Below are 17,863 nucleotides of genomic sequence, written 5' to 3'. Positions count from 1 at the left end.
GCTTTTTTCTGCATCGGAAGCTGGGCTTAAGCCAGTTTTTCCTTGATGCGGGCTGCTTTACCCGACAGGTCACGCAGGTAGTACAGCTTGGCTTTACGTACGTCACCGCGACGTTTAACAGCCATGCTGTCGATCTGCGGGGAGTAGGTCTGGAAAGTACGTTCTACGCCAACACCGTTGGAGATTTTACGAACGGTGAACGCACTGTTCACGCCGCGGTTACGCTTGGCGATTACAACGCCTTCGAACGCTTGCAGACGGGAACGATCGCCTTCCTTCACTTTCACCTGAACGACAATAGTGTCGCCTGGGGCGAAGGTAGGGATTTCTTTGGTCATCTGCTCTGCTTCGAGTGCAAGGATGATTTTGTTGGTCATGCTGTGCTCCTAAGGTAAATCGTTCGATCTACCATCGATACGTTGTTAACTATCGTCCCGCTCGCGGATGTATTCCTCGAGCAGCTTCTTCTCTTCTCCAGAAAGCGAGCGGCTTTCCAGAAGATCGGCGCGTCGTTCATAGGTCCGACCAAGGGACTGCTGTAAACGCCAACGCCGGATATGCGCGTGATTGCCGCTCAGCAACACGTCGGGAACACGCTGATCCGCATACACCTCCGGTCGGGTGTAGTGCGGGCAATCCAGCAGACCATCCGTAAAGGAATCTTCCTCAGCGGAATCCGCATGCCCTAAAGCTCCAGGCAGCAGTCGTGTAACCGCATCGATCAGGACCATGGCCGGCAGCTCGCCGCCAGACAGTACATAGTCGCCAATCGACCACTCTTCATCGACATGAGCCTCAATAAAGCGCTCGTCAATGCCTTCGTAGCGGCCGGCAATCAGGATCAATGCATCCGATTGTGCCAGCTCGCGTACCGCCGACTGAGTCAGTTGACGGCCTTGGGGGGACAGGTAAATCACCTTCGCCGCCTCCCCGGCTGCTGCCTTGGCCTGGGCCAGAGCATCTTCCAGGGGCTTGATCTTCATCACCATGCCCGGACCACCGCCAAACGGGCGATCGTCCACAGTGTGATGCCGATCCGTCGTGTAATCTCGCGGATTCCAACAGGTCAGCTGCAAGAGCCCCTGTTTGACCGCACGACTGGTGATGCCGTAATCGCCAATGGCGGAAAACATCTCGGGAAACAGACTGATCACTTCTACGCGCAAGTTAGCCACGTTCAGAAATCCGCGTCCCAATCCACCTTCATCTCGCCCGCTTCCAGGTCGACGGCCAACACGCATTGCTCCGTATAGGGCAACAGGCGTTCGCGATCATCCAGGCTGCCAGCGCAAGGCTTGACGACCATTACATCATTGGCGCCGGTTTCCAGAAGATGATCGATTTTCCCGAGCAATTGCCCAAGAGTGTCGATGACCTTCAGACCTTCCAGCTGGTACCAGTAGTACTCGCCTTCGGTCAATTCAGCGAACAGGTTGCGCGGCACGCAGATCTCATAACCGGCCAGAAGACGAGCTTCTTCACGATCATCGAGACCCTTGAGCTTGGCGACCAGGAACTTGTCGCTCCCGCGTCCACTGACCAGCTCGACCTGTTTGACATTGCCTTCGCGCTTGAGCGTCCAGGTTTTGTACTGCAACAGGTTTTCAGTCGGATCAGTAAAGGAATAAACCTTCACTTCGCCGCGAACGCCATGAACAGAATAAATTTTGCCAATAACGATCAAATCATCGGCAGGAGCTGGCGTCGCGTTCATATTGCTCAGGCCGCAGCCTTGGCAGATTCCTTCAACAACTGAGCAACGCGCTCAGAAGGTTGTGCACCAACGCTCAGCCAGTAGGCAACGCGCTCTTGGTTCACGGACAGACGGATTTCCTGACCACGGGCAACAGGGTTGAAGAAACCAACCTGTTCTTTGTGGGAGCCGTCACGCGGGTTACGCGAGTCGGTTACGGTCAGGTGGTAAAACGGGCGCTTTTTGGAGCCGCCAAGGGCAAGACGGATTGTTAGCATGTGAACATCGTTCCTGTAGTCGGTGCTGCAAATCTAAATGCACAGCGGGCATGGGTGCCCGAAAGGCCGCATATTCTAAGGAATATCCGGACTTTTGCAAATGCCTTTTTCCGGCGCCCATGGCATGCCGTGCAGATTTGCATGGAGAGCCGTCGATGAAAACGGCCAGTCAGCTCCCGCCGAGTGCGGGTTTGCTGTGGATCCTGCTTCCTTGCAGGGTCTGCGCCGGTGCGACGACCGGCGCGGATCTTGTGCCCGCCTTACCCATTTCTCTCGCCATATATAAGAAGAATGGATCAGACAGAACGTCTTACATCTTCGGCATGCCGCCGCCGGGCAACATACCGCCCATGCCGCGCATCATTTTTGCCATACCGCCCTTGGCGGTGAATTTCTTCATCATCTTCTGCATTTGCTTGTGCTGCTTGATCAAGCGGCCGATGTCCTGCACCTGAGTGCCGGAACCCATGGCGATCCGACGCTTGCGCGAACCGCTGATCAGCTCAGGGTCGCGGCGCTCGGCCGGGGTCATGGAATTGATGATGGCTTCCATCTGCTTGAACTGCTTCTCTGCGGCGTTCTGGGCATTGCCCATCTGCGACAGGTTGACGCCGCCGATGCTCGGCAGCTTGTCCATGAGCCCGCCGAGGCCGCCCATGTTCTTCATCTGTTGCAGCTGATCGCGGAAGTCTTCGAGGTCGAAGCCCTTGCCCTTCTTCAGCTTCTTGGCCAGTTTGTCGGCCTTGTCCTTGTCGAGGGTCGCTTCGGCTTGTTCGATCAGGCTGAGCACGTCGCCCATGCCGAGGATCCGCGAGGCGATCCGCTCAGGATGGAACGGGTCGAGCGCCTCGCTCTTCTCGCCCATACCGATGAACTTGATCGGCTTGCCGGTGATGGCGCGCACCGACAGCGCGGCACCGCCACGGGCGTCGCCGTCGACCTTGGTCAGGATCACACCGGTCAGCGGCAGCGCATCGCCAAAGGCCTTGGCCGTGTTGGCGGCGTCCTGACCAGTCATGGCGTCGACCACGAACAGGGTTTCCACCGGGTTGATCGCGGCGTGCAACGCCTTGATCTCGCCCATCATCTCTTCATCGATGTGCAGACGACCGGCGGTGTCGACGATGACCACGTCGATGAATTTCAGTTTTGCTTCTTTGATAGCCGCGTTGGCGATGTCGACCGGCTTCTGGCTCAGGTCGGACGGGAAGAACGTCACGCCGATGTCGTTGGCCAGGGTTTCCAGCTGCTTGATCGCGGCCGGACGGTAGATGTCCGCAGACACGACCATGACCGACTTCTTCTTGCGCTCTTTAAGGAAGCGCGCCAGCTTGCCGGCAGTGGTGGTTTTACCCGCACCCTGCAGACCGGCCATCAGAATCACGGCAGGAGGAACAGCGCTCAGGTTCAGATCTTCGTTGGCCGCGCCCATCAGGCTTTCGAGTTCGGCCTGGACGATCTTCACGAACGCCTGGCCCGGCGTCAGGCTGCGCGACACCTCGGTGCCGACAGCGCGCTCCTTGACCGAATTGACGAAGTCCTTGACCACCGGCAATGCGACGTCAGCTTCGAGCAACGCCATGCGCACTTCACGCAGGGTGTCTTTGATATTGTCCTCGGTCAGCTTCGCCTTGCCGGTAACATGGCGCAGCGTCTGCGAGAGACGGTCGGTTAAGTTTTCAAACATTGCGCGATCCTTTCAGGCCCTGTACAGACCGGGATAATGGCGGCCCAGACCGGAATCAACATGTGCTCGGCGAGCCTGCGGCGTGGGCAGGTCGCGGATTATAGCGAAGACTGCGGCCGGCGGACACCTCGCCATCAGCTTGCGGAGTCTTTCGTGCCATGGCGGTTCTATGCCAAACTCAGCGCCTTTCGGGCTCGCCTAACAGGATTTATGCTCCCCTTGTCACCCAGTTTGCTGACCACCCTCGCCGCCGCCCTGCTCTATGCCGCTGCGACCGTCTATCAAAGTACCCGCCTGGCCACCGGCGCCAAGGCGAACAAGCGCCTGCTGGTCAGCCTCGGCGTGTTCGCCGTGCTCGCCCACGGCGCCAGCCTGCTCACTCATCTGTTGACCCCGATCGGCCTGGGCCTGGACTTCTTCAGCGCCTCGAGCCTGATTGCCGCCGCGGTGATTGCCCTGACCCTGCTCGCCTGTTCGCGGATCCCGGTGGAAAACCTGCTGGTGCTGCTGTTCCCGCTGGGCGCGATCACAGTATTGCTGGCGCAGTTCGCGCCGACCGGCACGGTGCAGATCATCGATGAAGAGCCGGGCATCCTCGCCCACATTCTATTGTCCATTCTCGCCTACGGCATGTTCACCATCGCGGTGTTCCAGGCTTTGCTGCTGCTGGTTCAGGATCATCAGCTCAAGCACAAGCACCCGTCCGGGCTGATCAAGAACTTCCCGCCGCTGCAAACCATGGAGAGCCTGCTGTTCGGTTTTCTCTGGGCCGGCTGGACGCTGCTGTCGCTGTCGCTGATCTCCGGCTGGCTGTTCGTCGAGAACCTGTTTGCCCAGCATCTGGTGCACAAGACCCTGCTGGCCTGCCTGGCGTGGATCGTCTTCAGCGTGCTGCTGTGGGGCCGCAACCGTCTGGGCTGGCGTGGCCACAAGGCGATTCGCTGGACCCTCGCCGGTTTCTGCCTGCTGATGCTGGCGTACTTCGGCAGCAAACTGGTTCGTGAATACATTCTGCACATCTGACGGGCGGCATAAATGGACGGTTTGCCCATAGGGCCGATGCTCGCGGTATTTGTCCTGCTGATTTTATGGTCGGGGCTGTTTACCGCCGTCGAAATCGCGCAGCAGTACCTGCTTGCGCAACGTGTCGCCTCGCGCGCCAGCGATAAACCGCTGGCCAGGCTGAGCTTCCCGCTCGACAGCCTGATCCTCTGCAACACCCTGTGCCGCGCCCTTGCGGTGATCATCGCGACGCTGCTGGCGATCTTCCTCTGCGAAGAAAACGGCCCGTGGGCGGCCTGCCTTGGCGCCGGCGCCATCCTGCTGGTGTTCGCCGATTATTTCCCGCGCGCCGTAGCCCGGCGCTATCCCGACGCCGTTTTGGCGTTCGGCAACGCCCTGCTGGCCGTGCCGATGAAAATCGTCTACCCGTTCGCCTGGCTGCTCAGCCGTCTCAGCGTTTTGCTGACGACTCCGTTCACGCGAACGGCTCAGGTGGTGCAGCAGAGCGAAGATGATTTGCCGGCCGATCCTGACGACGCCCCAGAGCACCCGGTTCGCGCCCACCCGGTCGCGGGCATTCACGCGCTGGACAACATTACGGTCAACGACATCCTGGTGCCGCGCAGTGATGTCGACGGCATCAATCTCGACGATTCGATCGAAGAGATCATCGAGCAACTGCGCAACAACACACGCACGCGCCTGCCGGTGTTTCACAGCGACATCAATCAGGTCGAAGCGGTGCTCAACACCCGGCAGATCGGCCATTTGCTGAGCAATGGCGAACTCACCCGCGAAGCGCTGCTGGCCGCCAGTTACGAACCCTACTTCGTCCCGGAAAGCACGCCATTGCAACTGCAATTGCTCAATTTTCACAAGCAGCAGCGCCGCCTGGGCATGGTCGTCGACGAGTATGGCGAAGTCCTCGGCATCGTCACCCTCGAGGACATTCTCGAAGAGATCGTCGGCGAATTCGAAAGCGAACACAGCCTCGACAACCCACATATCCATCCACAAGCCGACGGACGCATGCTGATCGATGGCGCCGCGTCGATCCGCGATGTGAACAAGTGCCTGGGCTGGCATCTGCCAAGCGACGGGCCGAAGACGCTCAATGGCCTGGTCACCGAAGCGCTGGAAACCATTCCGGAAAGCGCGGTGTGCCTGAAGATCGGGCGTTATCGACTGGAAATCCTCGAGACCGAGGAGAACCGGGTGAGCAAGGTGCTGATCTGGCACACCTCTTCTGCTCCTGCTTTGGTGCCCGCCAGATAAAAATCAAAAGATCAAAAGATCGCAGCCTTCGGCAGCTCCTACCCTGCGATCTTTTGCGCTTGTTTGATCGTTAGCCCCCTTCCTATAATCGAGGCGCTTACCCAAGCGCCGTCGATCCCTGTGCCTACCCGGCACTACCCGGATCCTGACTGTTTCCGCTGCAAACCGACGACTGTTCCTACTCGAAACAGCGCTCGCGCCCTACCCCACATCCCTGGGTGTTCGACCATAATAATTCGCTCCACTGGAGCTCATGACTGTCAGGGATCACCGCATGACGACCCATACCGCTTACCGCGAAACCGCGCCTGCCCAGCCGACCAATTCCGCCACCCGCGTGGCCACGGCAAGCTTTATCGGCACCGCTATCGAGTTCTACGACTTCTACGTCTACGCCACTGCTGCGGCGCTGGTAATCGGGCCGGTGTTCTTTCCGCAGACCTCCGGCACGGCGCAGATGCTTTCAGCGTTTCTCACTTTTGGTATCGCCTTTCTCGCCCGACCACTGGGTTCGGCACTGTTTGGCCACTTCGGCGACCGCATCGGTCGTAAATCCACGCTGGTTGCCTCGCTGCTGTTGATGGGGGTTTGCACAACCTTGATTGGCGTCTTGCCGGGCTACGACAGCATCGGTGCCTGGGCGCCGATTCTGTTGTGTGTGCTGCGCTTCGGTCAGGGTCTGGGCCTTGGCGGGGAATGGGGCGGTGCGGCGCTGCTGGCCACGGAAAACGCGCCGAAGGGCAAACGGGCCTGGTTCGGCATGTTCCCGCAGCTTGGGCCATCGATTGGTTTTCTGGCGGCCAACGGCCTGTTCCTGACCTTGGCCATGACCCTGGATGACGAGCAATTCCGCAGTTGGGGCTGGCGCATTCCGTTTCTGCTCAGCGCGGCGCTGGTGATGGTCGGCCTGTACGTGCGCCTCAAGCTGCATGAAACGCCAGTGTTTGCCAATGCCATCGCCCGTCAGGAGCGGGTGAAGGTGCCGCTGGTCGAGTTGTTCAGCCAGTATTGGGCGCCGACACTGCTCGGTGCAGCAGCGATGGTGGTCTGCTATGCGCTGTTTTATATCTCGACGGTGTTTTCGCTCAGCTACGGCGTATCCACGCTGGGTTATAGCCGCGAGACGTTTCTTGGCTTGTTGTGCTTCGCCGTGTTGTTCATGGCGGCGGCTACGCCATTGTCAGCCTGGGCCAGCGACCGTTACGGGCGCAAACCGGTGCTGATCATCGGTGGTGTACTGGCGATTTTGTCCGGATTTCTGATGGAGCCGTTGCTGACTCAGGGCTCGACCTGGGGCGTGGCGCTGTTTTTGTGCATCGAGTTGTTTTTGATGGGCGTGACGTTCGCACCGATGGGCGCACTGCTGCCTGAACTGTTTCCGACCCATGTGCGTTATACCGGCGCGTCGGCGGCGTACAACCTGGGCGGCATCGTCGGGGCCTCGGCGGCGCCGTTCTTTGCGCAGAAACTGGTGGCGATGGGTGGGTTGAGCTATGTCGGCGGGTATGTATCGGCGGCGGCGGTGTTGAGTCTGATTGCGGTGCTGTGTTTGAAGGAGACGCGCGGCAACGACCTGAATCGTGTCGCTTGATAGATAGCTATCGCGAGCAGGCTCACTCCTACAGGGGAACGCATTTCAAATTGTAGGAGTGAGCCTGCTCGCGATCGGCGCGACTCGCTTACAGCTCTACAACAACAGCCTTGGAAGCACGGGTCGCCTTGGCACGCGCCGCCTCGATCGATTCATCCCGCGCGAGCGCCACGCCCATGCGGCGCTGGCCGTTCACTTCCGGCTTGCCGAACAAGCGCAGCGCCGTGTCCGGCTCGCTCAGTGCAGCGCCGAGGTTGGCGAATGCAGTCTGGGTCGACTGGCCTTCCACCAGAATCACCGCCGACGCAGACGGGCCGAACTGACGGATCAGCGGCACCGGCAGGCCGAGAATGGCGCGGGCGTGCAGAGCGAATTGCGACAGGTCCTGGGAAATCAGCGTCACCAGACCGGTGTCATGCGGACGTGGCGAGACTTCGCTGAACCACACCTGGTCGCCCTTGATGAACAGCTCGACGCCGAACAGACCACGGCCACCCAGCGCTTCAGTCACTGCTTTGGCAACGCGCTCGGATTCAGCCAGGGCAATCGGGCTCATCGCTTGTGGCTGCCAGGATTCCTGATAGTCACCTTTCTCCTGACGGTGACCGACCGGCGCGCAGAACGTAGTGCCGCCGATGTGGCGCACGGTCAGCAGGGTGATTTCGTAATCGAAATCGATGAAGCCTTCGATGATCACCCGACCTTTACCGGCGCGACCGCCCTCTTGCGCGTAATCCCAGGCTTTCTGCACGTCTTCGGCGCTGCGCAGCAGGCTCTGGCCCTTGCCCGACGAACTCATGACCGGCTTGACCACGCAAGGGAAACCCAGATCCTGAACGGCTCTGCTGTAGTCCTCGAATGTGTCGGCAAAGTGGTACGGCGAGGTCGGCAGGTCCAGCTCTTCGGCGGCCAGACGACGGATGCCTTCACGATTCATGGTCAGTTGCGCGGCGCGCGCAGTCGGGATCACGGTGAAGCCTTCGGCTTCCAGCTCGACCAGCGTGGCGGTGGCAATGGCCTCGATTTCCGGCACGATGAAATGCGGCTTCTCCGCTTCGATCACTGCACGCAGGGCGGCGCCATCGAGCATGTTGATCACGTGGCTGCGATGGGCGACTTGCATGGCCGGCGCGTTGGCGTAGCGGTCGACGGCAATCACTTCAACGCCCAGGCGCTGCAGTTCGATTACCACTTCCTTGCCCAACTCACCACAGCCACACAGCAATACGCGGGTCGCGGTTGGCGACAATGGAGTTCCGATACGGGTCATCTCAGGTCCTCAAAGGAAGCGGATCATCGAGGAAAGCCACGCAGGTGCGCTTTCCATGGGGAGAAAGCGCGGCATTTTACATGAACCCGAGGGTTTGGCTTCAGCTGGCGACAGCCTGTTTGCGATCACGCCAGGCCATGATCAGCCAGACCGCCGTGACGCCGGCGAACTTGGAGGCCAGCGCAGTGATGATCACCGGTGGCGTCAAGGCGTCGATCATGCCGAAAAAGATGAAGGTATCCAGCGGAATGCTCAGCGCCGAGCTGATCCACAAGCGGTCGCGCAACGGCCGCTTGGTGATGCTGAACACCAGCCAGTCGATGCACTCGGAGACCGCAAACGCCGTGGCGCTGGCCAGTGCGATGGAAGGGTCGGAGGTAATGTAGGAAAGCACCAGCGCCGCCAGCATCGCCACGATCGCACCATGACCGAAGCGCGTTTGCACCATGTCGCGCAGTACGAACACCAGCCCGCCCCAGGCCGACCAGATGATGTCCAGGTGCGGCGCGGTGGAAAAGGCGAAGTTGATCAGCACGACGCTGCTGATGTAAGCGATGAGGAAAATCATGGAGGCGACCTGGCAGATTGGCGCACAGATTACTTCAGCCAAAGTAGAATCAAAAGATCGCAGCCTTCGGCAGCTCCTACAGGGAAAACGCATTTCAAATGTAGGAGCTGCCGAAGGCTGCGATCTTTTGATCTTAATGCCCGGTTGTCTTACCAATCATCCAAACCAACCCACTCGCCTTCGCCCGCTCATGACACAACCCCAGCACCGCCCGACGCTCGTCGTTGCTCATGCGGCCCCAGCGGGTGATCTCCTCGACCGTACGCTGGCAGCCGGTGCAGATATCGTCTTCATCCAACGCGCAGATATTCACGCATGGCGAGGCAACAGGTCGTTCGACGCTGGTCATTCTTCCTGCTCAACCAGATCGCGGGCGTAACGCTGCGAGTTATGCACATAGTGCGCGGCGCTGGCTTCGAGCATCTTTTTCTGCGGCTCGGTGAGTTCGCGCACAACCTTGCCCGGTGAGCCCATCACCAGCGAACCGTCAGGAATTTCCTTGCCTTCGCCGATCAGCGAATTGGCGCCGATGATGCAGTTCTTGCCAATCTTCGCGCCATTGAGAATCACCGCGTTGATACCGATCAGGCTGTAATCGCCGACCGTGCAGCCGTGGAGCATGGCGTTGTGGCCGATGGTCACGCCAGTGCCGATGGTCAGCGGATAACCCATATCGGTGTGCATCACCGTGCCGTCCTGCACATTACTGTTCTTGCCGATGAGGATCAGTTCGTTGTCGCCGCGCAACACGGCGTTGAACCAGACGTTGGCGCCCTCTTCCAGGCGGACCTTGCCGACGAGCACGGCATTGGGCGCGACCCAGCTCTGCGGATGGGTTTCGACACGGGCGTCGCCCAGGCGGTATTTCATCTTGTTTTCCTCGGGGCTCACGGCCGTTCGAACGACGGCTCAGGTATCGATAAAACTTTTCGGCGGTTGGTGCAGGCTGATTTTGGCGTCATAGAGCAGGTTGATCAACTCGACGATCATGATCGCCGTCAGCCCCCAGATCTTGTACCCGCCGAAGCGATAGCTCGGCACATACCAACTGCGGCCCTGATAGTCGATGCGATGGGTGTGCTCACGGGGATCTTTGCGGAAGAATTCCAACGGCACGCTGAAGACGGCGGCGATTTCGGCATCGTTGGGTTGGTATTCGACAAAGTCGGGAATCACCCCGACATACGGCGTTACCTTGATACCGTGCAGGGAAATCAGCGGACTCAGCGGGCCGATGACTTCGACCAGCCCCGGCGGCAGTCCGATTTCTTCTTCGGCTTCACGCAGCGCAGTGAAGATCAGGTCCGGGTCTTCCGGGTCGCGGCGTCCACCAGGGAAGGCGACTTCGCCGCCGTGGGTCGAAAGCCCGCTGGCGCGCAGGGTCAGGACCAGTTCCGGTTCGTCACTGCGGGTGATCGGCACCAGCACGGCGGCCTCGGGGAAACGTGCGTCGGTCTCCAGCGTGCGCGGTGTGTGGTTGCTTACCCTATGCAGTAGCTCGTCCAGCATGAGTGTTCTCGATCGGTGCCTTGCTCCGCATCATGCACCAATCAAAGCGAGCGCCCAAGCCCCCGAAACCCGTCGTGTCGCGAAACGACAACTTGCCGACCGGCCCCGCTGCACGCCAAGATAGGCGCAGCATTCAGGAACCCAAGCATGAAATTTTGCAGCCACTGCGGTAACCCGGTCACCCAGCGCATTCCCGAAGGCGACTCGCGGCTGCGATTTGTCTGCGACAGCTGTCAGACCATTCACTACCAGAATCCCAATATCGTCGCCGGTTGCGTGCCGACCTGGGGCACGCAAGTGTTGCTCTGCCGCCGCGCCATCGAGCCGCGTCTCGGTTACTGGACGCTGCCGGCCGGCTTCATGGAAAACGGAGAGACCATCGAACAGGCGGCCATCCGCGAGACCGCCGAGGAAGCCTGCGCCCGGGTGCGTAACCTGAGCATCTACACGTTGATCGACGTGCCGCACATCAGTCAGGTGCACGTGTTCTTCCGCGCCGAACTGGCCGACCTGGAGTTCGCCGCCGGCCCTGAAAGCCTTGAAGTGCAGTTGTTCGATGAAGCCGACATCCCGTGGGACGAGCTGGCTTTCCGCACGGTCGGGCGTACCTTAGAATGCTTCTTCGCTGATCGGCGCGTCGAGAACTACCCGGTGCGTTCGGAATCGATCCCGCCACTGGTGCAGCCGGTCATTGTTGGCTAGAAGATCAAAAGATCGCAGCCTTCGGCAGCTCCTACCTAAAACCTGATTGCGTCACTCCCTGGGGAATCGTTTCAATGCGCTGGTTGCTTGCCCTGTTCTGCCTGTCGTTCGTCAGCGTTTCGCAAGCGTCATTCGTGACCACCGTGACGCCATCGAATACCCCGCTGATCGAAAAAGTCCTGGTACTCAAATCGGCCCACCAACTGCAGTTGATCGCCGACGGCAAGTCGCTGAAGACCTATCGCATTTCCCTGGGCAAGGGGGCGAAGAAAGGGCCGAAACTGATCGAGGGCGACAAACGCACACCCGAAGGTTTCTATTGGATCGACTGGCGCAAGACCAGCGAGAAATTCAACCTGTCGATGCACATTTCCTACCCGAACATCAGCGACGCCGCCCGCGCACGCCGTGAAGGTGTCGAGCCCGGCGGGATGATCATGATCCACGGCACCCCGGACTCGGAAGACAACCCGGAGCAGCTGTTCCACACTCTCGACTGGACCGATGGCTGCATCGCCATGCGCAACGTCGACATGCGTGAAGTGTGGAACCTGGTGCCGGACGGCACCATGATCGAGATTCGCCCGTAACCTCGACCGCTGGTCACCCGTAAAAAAATAAATCAAAAGATCGCAGCCTTCGGCAGCTCCTACAGGGGTGATACCACTCCGAATTGCAGGAGCTGCCGCAGGCTGCGATCTTTTGCTTTTTATCGCCTATCGTTAATACCACTTGATACCACCGCCCCTGAACACCGCCATTTCACTGGGTTAGAGGCCATTTACCTGCGTTGACATGGTATTCAAGTGGTATTAGTTTCCGCCCCACAAGCGAGCCACAACAATCCTATACTCGCGACGGAAACGACCTACATGAACGACCTCCAATCCCTACGTCCCGACGACGCCCAGCCGACGCCGCTGTACTTGCAGCTGGCGCGCAATCTGGAAGCGGCGATTCATGCCGGACAGTGGAAGGCCGAACAGGCAATGCCGTCCGAACGCAACCTCAGCGACCAGCTCGGCATCTCCCGGGTCACCGCGCGCAAGGCATTGGAAGTCTTGCTCGAGCAAGGTCTGATCCGCCGCCTGCAAGGCTCTGGCACATTCATCACCCCACGTCTGGAACAACCGCTGTCGCGGCTTTCCGGCTTCAGCGAAATGCTGCGTTTGAAAGGCTTCGTACCCAGCTCGAAGTGGCTGGAGCGGGAAATCACTCTGCCGACCCACGAAGAACTGATCCGCCTCGGCCTGTCACCCAACGACAAAGTCGCGCGGATGAAGCGCTTGCGCAAAGCCGATGACACGGTCATGGCGATTGAAATGAGTACCCTGCCCGCGTCGATCATGCCCAAACCGCAAGCGGTGGGTGATTCGCTCTACGAATACCTCGACGGCATCGGCAAACCGATCGTCCGCGCCCTCCAGCACATCCAGGCGATCAACGCCTCTGACGAGTTTGCCGCCCTGGTCGGCATCGCCCCCGGCACCGCCATGCTGCTGATGACTCGGGTCGGCTATCTGGAAGACAACACGCCGATCGAAGTCACCGACACCTATTGCCGCAACGATTACTACGACTTTGTTGCAGAGCTGCGCCGCTGAGCGCGGCCCCAAGCGAGAACGAAAATGTCCGAAGACAACATCCTCACCGCCAGCGGCTGGGTTCGCGGCCGGCTGATTCACGAACACGGCAAGGTCGTGTCGATCAACGGCGTGCCCTGCGATCCGGCCGATAACGATCTGCCTTATCTGCTGCCGGGGTTCATCGACCTGCACGTTCACGGCGGCGGAGGCAAAGACATCATGGAAGGCGCGGATGCCTTCGAAACCATCAGCAAAACCCACGTGCGCTTTGGCACGACCTCGTTGCTGGCCACCACCATGACTGCGCCCAGCGCCGAGATCTCCAGCGTCCTCAAAGCGGTAGGAGAATTCTGCGAACAGCGTCCGAAAGGCGCCGCGCGAGTGCTTGGCGTGCACCTTGAAGGCCCGTACATCAACCCGGGAAAACTCGGCGCCCAACCCAATTTCGCCCACACCGCGTTGATCGCCGAAGTCGAAGAATATCTGGCGCAGGCGCCGATCCGCGTGATTACGATCGCCCCGGAAATCGCCGGCCACGATGCATTGATTCGCGAACTGAGCAGCCGTGGCATCCGCATGCAGATCGGCCACACCCTCGGCAGTTACGAGGAAGGCGTCGCCGCGCTGGCTGCCGGTGCGACCAGCTTCACTCACCTGTACAACGCCATGAGCCCGCTGCATCACCGCGAGCCGGGCATCGTCGGCGCGGCACTCGCCCATGCGCAGTACGCCGAGCTGATCCCCGATCTGCTGCACGTGCACCCCGGCGCCATTCGCGTGGCCCTGCGCTCGATCCCGTGCCTGTATTGCGTGACCGATTCCACCGCCGCCGCCGGTATGCCCGACGGTGAATACAAGCTCGGCAGCCACACCGTGACCAAATGCCTGGGTGGCGTGCGCCTGCCCGACGGCACGCTGGCCGGCAGCACCCTGACCATGGATCAGGCTCTGCGCAATCTGGTGAAGATCGGCTTGCCGATCGCCGAGGCCTCGCAACGTCTGTCGCAATTTCCCGCCGACTACCTCGGCATCACCGAACGCGGGCGCCTGGCCCCGGGTGCCTGGGCCGACTGCGTGCGGCTCGATCGCTCACTCACACTGACCGCCGTCATGGTCGAAGGAGAAGACATTGACTTCAAAAATGCTTGAAGAGGCGCTGTCCTCGTTCGAGGCCGTGCAAGCCCAACTGCAACAGCTCGACGCGCCGATGATCGAAATCGCCGGGCGCCTGCGCCGGCAGCCGCCGCAAGTGGCGATGACCGTCGCTCGTGGCAGCTCCGACCACGCGGCGAGCTACTTCGCCTACCTGACCATGCAGCAACTGGGCGTGCCCGTGGCCTCATTGCCGATGTCCGTAGTGACCATGCAGCAAGCGCCATTGAAAGTCAGCGGTCAGGTCGCCTTCGCGTTTTCGCAGTCGGGGCAGAGCCCGGATCTGGTCAACAGCCTGCGCCTGTTGCGCAAGCGCGGCGCGCTAAGTGTGTCGATGGTCAATGCCGCCGATTCGCCACTGGAAGCAGCCTGTGAATTCAGCCTGCCGCTGCTTGCCGGGACTGAAAGCAGCGTCGCCGCGACCAAGAGTTTTATCGCCACCCTTAGCGCCAGCGCCCGCTTGATCGCGCACTGGAAAGAAGACAGCGAATTGCTCGAGGCCGGCAACGCCCTGCCTGAAGGTTTGCGCGAAGCCGCAAAACAGGACTGGAGCGTCGCCATCGAAACGCTGCGCGATTGTCAGCGCCTGATGGTGATCGGCCGTGGCGCCGGTTTCGCCATCGCCCAGGAAGCGGCGCTGAAATTCAAGGAAACCTCGGCGATTCAGGCCGAAGCGTTCAGCAGCGCCGAAGTCCGTCACGGGCCGATGGCGCTGATCGACGAACACTATCCACTGCTGGTCTTTGCCCCACGCGGCGCCGAGCAGGCTGGCCTGCTGAGCCTCGCGGCAGAAATGCGCCAACGCGGCGCCCGGGTACTGCTCGCCGCCCCGGATGACGTCAGCGAACGCGACCTGACCCTGACTCGCGCCGACCACCCGGCCCTCGACCCGATTCTGGCGATCCAGAGTTTCTACGTGATGGCCGCAGGCCTGGCCGTGGCGCGGGGCATGGACCCGGATCAGCCGCGCCATTTGAGCAAAGTGACCCGCACGCATTAAGTCCGACTGACTGCACACCTGATGAGACCCAGCCATGCCCGACAACAATAAAGAGCTGACCCTCAGCGCCCCGCTCAGCGGCCCCGTGCTGACGCTCGCCAACGTCCCGGACGCGGTGTTCGCCAGTGGCGCGATGGGCGACGGCATCGCCATCGACCCGCTCAACGACACGCTGTATTCGCCCTGCGCCGGCGTGATCATCCACGTCGCGCGCAGCAGCCACGCGGTGACCGTGCGCGCCGACAACGGCGCCGAAATCCTTCTGCATCTGGGCCTCGACACTGTTGAGCTGAACGGTGAAGGTTTCGCCATGCTGGTCAAGGAAAGCGACCGCGTCAGCCTCGGTCAGCCGCTGTTGCGTTATGACCTGGACAAGGTCGGACAGCAGTGCAAAAGCCTGGTCAGCCTGCTGATTCTGACCAACAGCGCGGATTTTCAGGTGCGACCGATCACCGTCAAAACGGTGAAGGTCGGCGAGCCACTGCTGCACATCATCGCGCGCCAGGTGGTGGCAGCGAATGCCGATACAAGCGGCGGCCCCGAGGCTCGGGGCCAGGTGCGGGTCGCTCATCGCGGCGGCCTGCATGCGCGCCCCGCTGCACTGATCCGGCAAACCGCCCAGGGTTTCAACAGCCAGGCACAGCTGCACTTCAACGGCAAATCAGCGCCGTGCAACAGCCTGATCGGCTTGATGGGGCTGGCGATCGCTGAACAGGATGAAGTGCAGGTCAGTTGTCAGGGGCCGGACGCCGATGCCGCATTGCAAGCGCTGCTCAGCGCATTGGCCACGGCGCTGCCGGACGATCATCACGGGCAAGCGCCGGTCAGCACTGCGGCGCTGAAACGTCCGGCCGAGGCTGGCGTGTTGCACGGTGTTTGCGCGGCGCCGGGGCTGGTCGCCGGGCCGTTGTTTCGCTTGAACGCAATCACGTTGCCGGCGGATATGGGCAACCACGATCCGGTGCAACAGCAACAGACTCTCGAAACGGCGTTGAACGCGGTGCGCAGCGAAATCGCCGCTACTCTCGCCCAAGCGAAAAAGCACAGCAACGCCGACGAAGAAGCGATCTTCGCCGCGCACATGGCGCTGCTCGAAGATCCGGCCCTGCTCGACGCCGCGCAGCAATTCATCGCGCAAGGCACCGCAGCGACGCACGCCTGGAGTCAGTCGATCGACGCCCAGTGCGCCATGCTCCAAGGCACCGGCAGTCCGCTGCTGGCCGAGCGTGCCAACGATTTGCGCGACCTCAGGCAGCGCGTCCTGCGCGCCCTGCTTGGCGAGGCCTGGCAATACCAGGTGCCGGCCGGCGCCATCGTCGCGGCGCAGGAACTGACGCCGTCGGATCTGTTGCAACTCAGCGCGCAAGGTGTCGCCGGGTTGTGCATGGCCGAGGGCGGCGCCACCTCGCACGTCGCGATCCTGGCGCGCGGCAAAGGCCTGCCGTGCATCGTCGCTTTGGGTGCGCAATTGCTCGATCAACCGCAAGATCAGGCCGTGGTACTCGACGCCGACGGCGGTCGTCTCGAATTGACGCCGAATGCCCAGCGCCTGGCCGACGTACAGCAAGCGCAAGTCGAGCGCCAGCAGCGTCGCGAAAGCCAGCAAGCCAAGGCGCATTTGCCCGCCGAAACCCGCAATGGCGTGCACATCGAAGTAGTTGCCAATGTCGCCTCCCGCAGCGAAGCGGCAGACGCCTTTGCCAACGGTGCCGATGGCGTCGGCCTGTTGCGCACCGAGTTTCTCTTCGTCGATCGCCAGACGGCACCGGACGTCGCAGAACAGCGCGGCGCCTATCAAGCGGTCATCGATGCCATGGGCAACAAGTCGGTGATCATTCGCACCATCGACGTCGGTGGCGACAAGCAACTCGACTACCTGCCGCTGCCCGCCGAGGCCAACCCGGTGCTCGGTCTGCGCGGCATTCGCCTGGCTCAGGCGCGTCCGGAAATACTCGATCAACAATTGCGCGCACTGTTGCAGGTCAAGCCGCTGCAGCGCTGCCGGATTCTGTTGCCGATGGTCACCGAAGTTGACGAACTGCTGCAGATTCGCCAGCGCGTCGACGCCTTGTGTCTTGAGCTGGGCATTGCCGAGCGCCCGGAGATCGGCGTGATGATCGAAGTCCCCGCCGCCGCGCTGCAGGCCGAACAACTGGCCGAACACGCCGACTTCCTCTCGATCGGCACCAACGATCTGTCGCAATACACCCTGGCCATGGACCGCGATCACGCCGGCCTGGCGGCGCGGGTCGACGCCCTGCATCCGGCGCTGCTGCGCCTGATCGCCATGACCTGCGAAGGCGCGGCGGTGCACAAACGCTGGGTCGGGGTCTGCGGCGCCCTCGCCTCCGACCCGCTGGCGACGCCGGTGCTGATCGGCCTGGGCGTCACCGAATTGTCGGTGAGCCCGGTGCAGATCGGTGAGATCAAGGACCGCGTGCGCCAGGTGCACGAAGCCGAATGTCAGCGCCTGAGCCGCGACCTGCTCAAGCTTTCCAGCGCCGCCGCCGTTCGCCACGCCTGTCATCAACATTGGCCACTGCGCTAACA

19 protein-coding genes are annotated in these 17,863 nt (G+C 61.2%); 9 read left to right on the top strand and 10 right to left on the bottom strand.

Features of this window, described 5'->3' with window-relative positions:
- Nucleotides 1-26: 26 nt before the first annotated feature.
- The 5 genes from rplS to ffh form a co-directional block, all read right to left on the bottom strand.
- Nucleotides 27-377 carry a 50S ribosomal protein L19 gene (rplS, locus tag BLU71_RS27120; protein ID WP_003175895.1) on the bottom strand — a complete coding sequence of 117 codons (351 nt, stop codon included), beginning with the start codon at nucleotides 375-377 and terminating at the stop codon, nucleotides 27-29.
- A 45-nt stretch (nucleotides 378-422) separates the two neighbouring features.
- Nucleotides 423-1,175, bottom strand: coding sequence for a tRNA (guanosine(37)-N1)-methyltransferase TrmD (trmD, locus tag BLU71_RS27115; protein ID WP_038860625.1), 753 nt, complete (start codon nucleotides 1,173-1,175; stop codon nucleotides 423-425).
- Nucleotides 1,176-1,177: 2 nt separating this feature from the next.
- On the bottom strand, nucleotides 1,178-1,714 hold the full coding sequence (gene rimM / locus BLU71_RS27110) for a ribosome maturation factor RimM (protein ID WP_016771538.1): 537 nt from the start codon (nucleotides 1,712-1,714) through the stop codon (nucleotides 1,178-1,180).
- Between the two features lie 5 nt (nucleotides 1,715-1,719).
- A complete protein-coding gene (gene rpsP / locus BLU71_RS27105; RefSeq protein WP_003185073.1) occupies nucleotides 1,720-1,971 on the bottom strand; it encodes a 30S ribosomal protein S16 in 252 nt (83 codons plus the stop codon).
- A 310-nt stretch (nucleotides 1,972-2,281) separates the two neighbouring features.
- Nucleotides 2,282-3,658, bottom strand: coding sequence for a signal recognition particle protein (gene ffh, locus BLU71_RS27100; protein ID WP_007967791.1), 1,377 nt, complete (start codon nucleotides 3,656-3,658; stop codon nucleotides 2,282-2,284).
- A gap of 210 nt (nucleotides 3,659-3,868) precedes the next feature.
- On the opposite strand from ffh, the gene BLU71_RS27095 reads away from it, so the two are divergent.
- From BLU71_RS27095 to BLU71_RS27085, 3 genes are all read left to right on the top strand, one after another.
- Nucleotides 3,869-4,681: a cytochrome C assembly family protein gene (locus BLU71_RS27095; protein ID WP_016771539.1), complete on the top strand. Its 813-nt coding sequence runs from the start codon at nucleotides 3,869-3,871 to the stop codon at nucleotides 4,679-4,681.
- A 12-nt stretch (nucleotides 4,682-4,693) separates the two neighbouring features.
- Nucleotides 4,694-5,935, top strand: coding sequence for a transporter associated domain-containing protein (locus BLU71_RS27090; RefSeq protein WP_064364383.1), 1,242 nt, complete (start codon nucleotides 4,694-4,696; stop codon nucleotides 5,933-5,935).
- Between the two features lie 274 nt (nucleotides 5,936-6,209).
- Complete coding sequence (locus BLU71_RS27085) at nucleotides 6,210-7,526, top strand: MFS transporter (RefSeq protein ID WP_083354282.1); 1,317 nt, start codon at nucleotides 6,210-6,212, stop codon at nucleotides 7,524-7,526.
- An 88-nt stretch (nucleotides 7,527-7,614) separates the two neighbouring features.
- Here BLU71_RS27085 and purT read toward each other — a convergent pair whose 3' ends face one another.
- From purT to BLU71_RS27060, 5 genes are all read right to left on the bottom strand, one after another.
- A complete protein-coding gene (purT, locus tag BLU71_RS27080) occupies nucleotides 7,615-8,796 on the bottom strand; it encodes a formate-dependent phosphoribosylglycinamide formyltransferase (protein ID WP_083354281.1) in 1,182 nt (393 codons plus the stop codon).
- A gap of 100 nt (nucleotides 8,797-8,896) precedes the next feature.
- Entirely contained in the window at nucleotides 8,897-9,364 is a 468-nt protein-coding gene (locus BLU71_RS27075; RefSeq protein WP_016771544.1) for a VUT family protein, read from the bottom strand.
- A 133-nt stretch (nucleotides 9,365-9,497) separates the two neighbouring features.
- Nucleotides 9,498-9,713 carry a DUF1289 domain-containing protein gene (locus tag BLU71_RS27070; protein ID WP_083354280.1) on the bottom strand — a complete coding sequence of 72 codons (216 nt, stop codon included), beginning with the start codon at nucleotides 9,711-9,713 and terminating at the stop codon, nucleotides 9,498-9,500.
- A complete protein-coding gene (locus BLU71_RS27065; RefSeq protein WP_042606912.1) occupies nucleotides 9,710-10,234 on the bottom strand; it encodes a gamma carbonic anhydrase family protein in 525 nt (174 codons plus the stop codon). The genes BLU71_RS27070 and BLU71_RS27065 overlap by 4 nt, the downstream gene beginning before the upstream one ends.
- 39 nt (nucleotides 10,235-10,273) lie before the next feature.
- The gene (locus BLU71_RS27060) at nucleotides 10,274-10,873 is read right to left on the bottom strand and encodes a CoA pyrophosphatase (protein ID WP_064364386.1); all 600 of its coding nucleotides are present in this window, start codon (nucleotides 10,871-10,873) and stop codon (nucleotides 10,274-10,276) included.
- A 147-nt stretch (nucleotides 10,874-11,020) separates the two neighbouring features.
- On the opposite strand from BLU71_RS27060, the gene BLU71_RS27055 reads away from it, so the two are divergent.
- The 6 genes from BLU71_RS27055 to ptsP all read left to right on the top strand — a co-directional run bounded on the left by BLU71_RS27055 (nucleotide 11,021) and on the right by ptsP (nucleotide 17,861).
- Complete coding sequence (locus tag BLU71_RS27055) at nucleotides 11,021-11,575, top strand: NUDIX hydrolase (protein ID WP_042606910.1); 555 nt, start codon at nucleotides 11,021-11,023, stop codon at nucleotides 11,573-11,575.
- 74 nt (nucleotides 11,576-11,649) lie between these two features.
- On the top strand, nucleotides 11,650-12,165 hold the full coding sequence (locus BLU71_RS27050; protein WP_083354279.1) for a L,D-transpeptidase family protein: 516 nt from the start codon (nucleotides 11,650-11,652) through the stop codon (nucleotides 12,163-12,165).
- A gap of 282 nt (nucleotides 12,166-12,447) precedes the next feature.
- On the top strand, nucleotides 12,448-13,179 hold the full coding sequence (locus BLU71_RS27045) for a GntR family transcriptional regulator (protein WP_042606908.1): 732 nt from the start codon (nucleotides 12,448-12,450) through the stop codon (nucleotides 13,177-13,179).
- 24 nt (nucleotides 13,180-13,203) lie between these two features.
- Nucleotides 13,204-14,310 (top strand): N-acetylglucosamine-6-phosphate deacetylase, encoded by a 1,107-nt coding sequence (nagA, locus tag BLU71_RS27040; RefSeq protein ID WP_083354278.1) that lies wholly within the window; start codon nucleotides 13,204-13,206, stop codon nucleotides 14,308-14,310.
- A complete protein-coding gene (locus BLU71_RS27035) occupies nucleotides 14,291-15,313 on the top strand; it encodes an SIS domain-containing protein (RefSeq protein ID WP_116657767.1) in 1,023 nt (340 codons plus the stop codon). Before nagA ends, BLU71_RS27035 begins: the two co-directional genes overlap by 20 nt.
- 34 nt (nucleotides 15,314-15,347) lie before the next feature.
- Nucleotides 15,348-17,861, top strand: coding sequence for a phosphoenolpyruvate--protein phosphotransferase (ptsP, locus tag BLU71_RS27030; RefSeq protein WP_083354276.1), 2,514 nt, complete (start codon nucleotides 15,348-15,350; stop codon nucleotides 17,859-17,861).
- The last annotated feature ends 2 nt before the right edge of the window (nucleotides 17,862-17,863 follow it).

It is taken from the genome of Pseudomonas moraviensis, from assembly GCF_900105805.1.
GTDB classification, from domain to species: Bacteria; Pseudomonadota; Gammaproteobacteria; order Pseudomonadales; family Pseudomonadaceae; genus Aquipseudomonas; species Aquipseudomonas moraviensis_A.
This window is presented reverse-complemented; position numbering and strand designations above follow the sequence as displayed.

What these genes read in the sequence shown, in the direction of transcription:
- rplS (WP_003175895.1), bottom strand. Translation starts at nt 377, where the DNA reads ATGACCAACAAAATCATCCTTGCACTCGAAGCAGAGCAGATGACCAAA.
- rimM (WP_016771538.1), bottom strand. Translation starts at nt 1,714, where the DNA reads ATGAACGCGACGCCAGCTCCTGCCGATGATTTGATCGTTATTGGCAAA.
- rpsP (WP_003185073.1), bottom strand. Translation starts at nt 1,971, where the DNA reads ATGCTAACAATCCGTCTTGCCCTTGGCGGCTCCAAAAAGCGCCCGTTT.
- ffh (WP_007967791.1), bottom strand. Translation starts at nt 3,658, where the DNA reads ATGTTTGAAAACTTAACCGACCGTCTCTCGCAGACGCTGCGCCATGTT.
- BLU71_RS27095 (WP_016771539.1), top strand. Translation starts at nt 3,869, where the DNA reads ATGCTCCCCTTGTCACCCAGTTTGCTGACCACCCTCGCCGCCGCCCTG.
- BLU71_RS27090 (WP_064364383.1), top strand. Translation starts at nt 4,694, where the DNA reads ATGGACGGTTTGCCCATAGGGCCGATGCTCGCGGTATTTGTCCTGCTG.
- BLU71_RS27085 (WP_083354282.1), top strand. Translation starts at nt 6,210, where the DNA reads ATGACGACCCATACCGCTTACCGCGAAACCGCGCCTGCCCAGCCGACC.
- purT (WP_083354281.1), bottom strand. Translation starts at nt 8,796, where the DNA reads ATGACCCGTATCGGAACTCCATTGTCGCCAACCGCGACCCGCGTATTG.
- BLU71_RS27075 (WP_016771544.1), bottom strand. Translation starts at nt 9,364, where the DNA reads ATGATTTTCCTCATCGCTTACATCAGCAGCGTCGTGCTGATCAACTTC.
- BLU71_RS27070 (WP_083354280.1), bottom strand. Translation starts at nt 9,713, where the DNA reads ATGACCAGCGTCGAACGACCTGTTGCCTCGCCATGCGTGAATATCTGC.
- BLU71_RS27065 (WP_042606912.1), bottom strand. Translation starts at nt 10,234, where the DNA reads ATGAAATACCGCCTGGGCGACGCCCGTGTCGAAACCCATCCGCAGAGC.
- BLU71_RS27060 (WP_064364386.1), bottom strand. Translation starts at nt 10,873, where the DNA reads ATGCTGGACGAGCTACTGCATAGGGTAAGCAACCACACACCGCGCACG.
- BLU71_RS27055 (WP_042606910.1), top strand. Translation starts at nt 11,021, where the DNA reads ATGAAATTTTGCAGCCACTGCGGTAACCCGGTCACCCAGCGCATTCCC.
- BLU71_RS27050 (WP_083354279.1), top strand. Translation starts at nt 11,650, where the DNA reads ATGCGCTGGTTGCTTGCCCTGTTCTGCCTGTCGTTCGTCAGCGTTTCG.
- BLU71_RS27045 (WP_042606908.1), top strand. Translation starts at nt 12,448, where the DNA reads ATGAACGACCTCCAATCCCTACGTCCCGACGACGCCCAGCCGACGCCG.
- nagA (WP_083354278.1), top strand. Translation starts at nt 13,204, where the DNA reads ATGTCCGAAGACAACATCCTCACCGCCAGCGGCTGGGTTCGCGGCCGG.
- ptsP (WP_083354276.1), top strand. Translation starts at nt 15,348, where the DNA reads ATGCCCGACAACAATAAAGAGCTGACCCTCAGCGCCCCGCTCAGCGGC.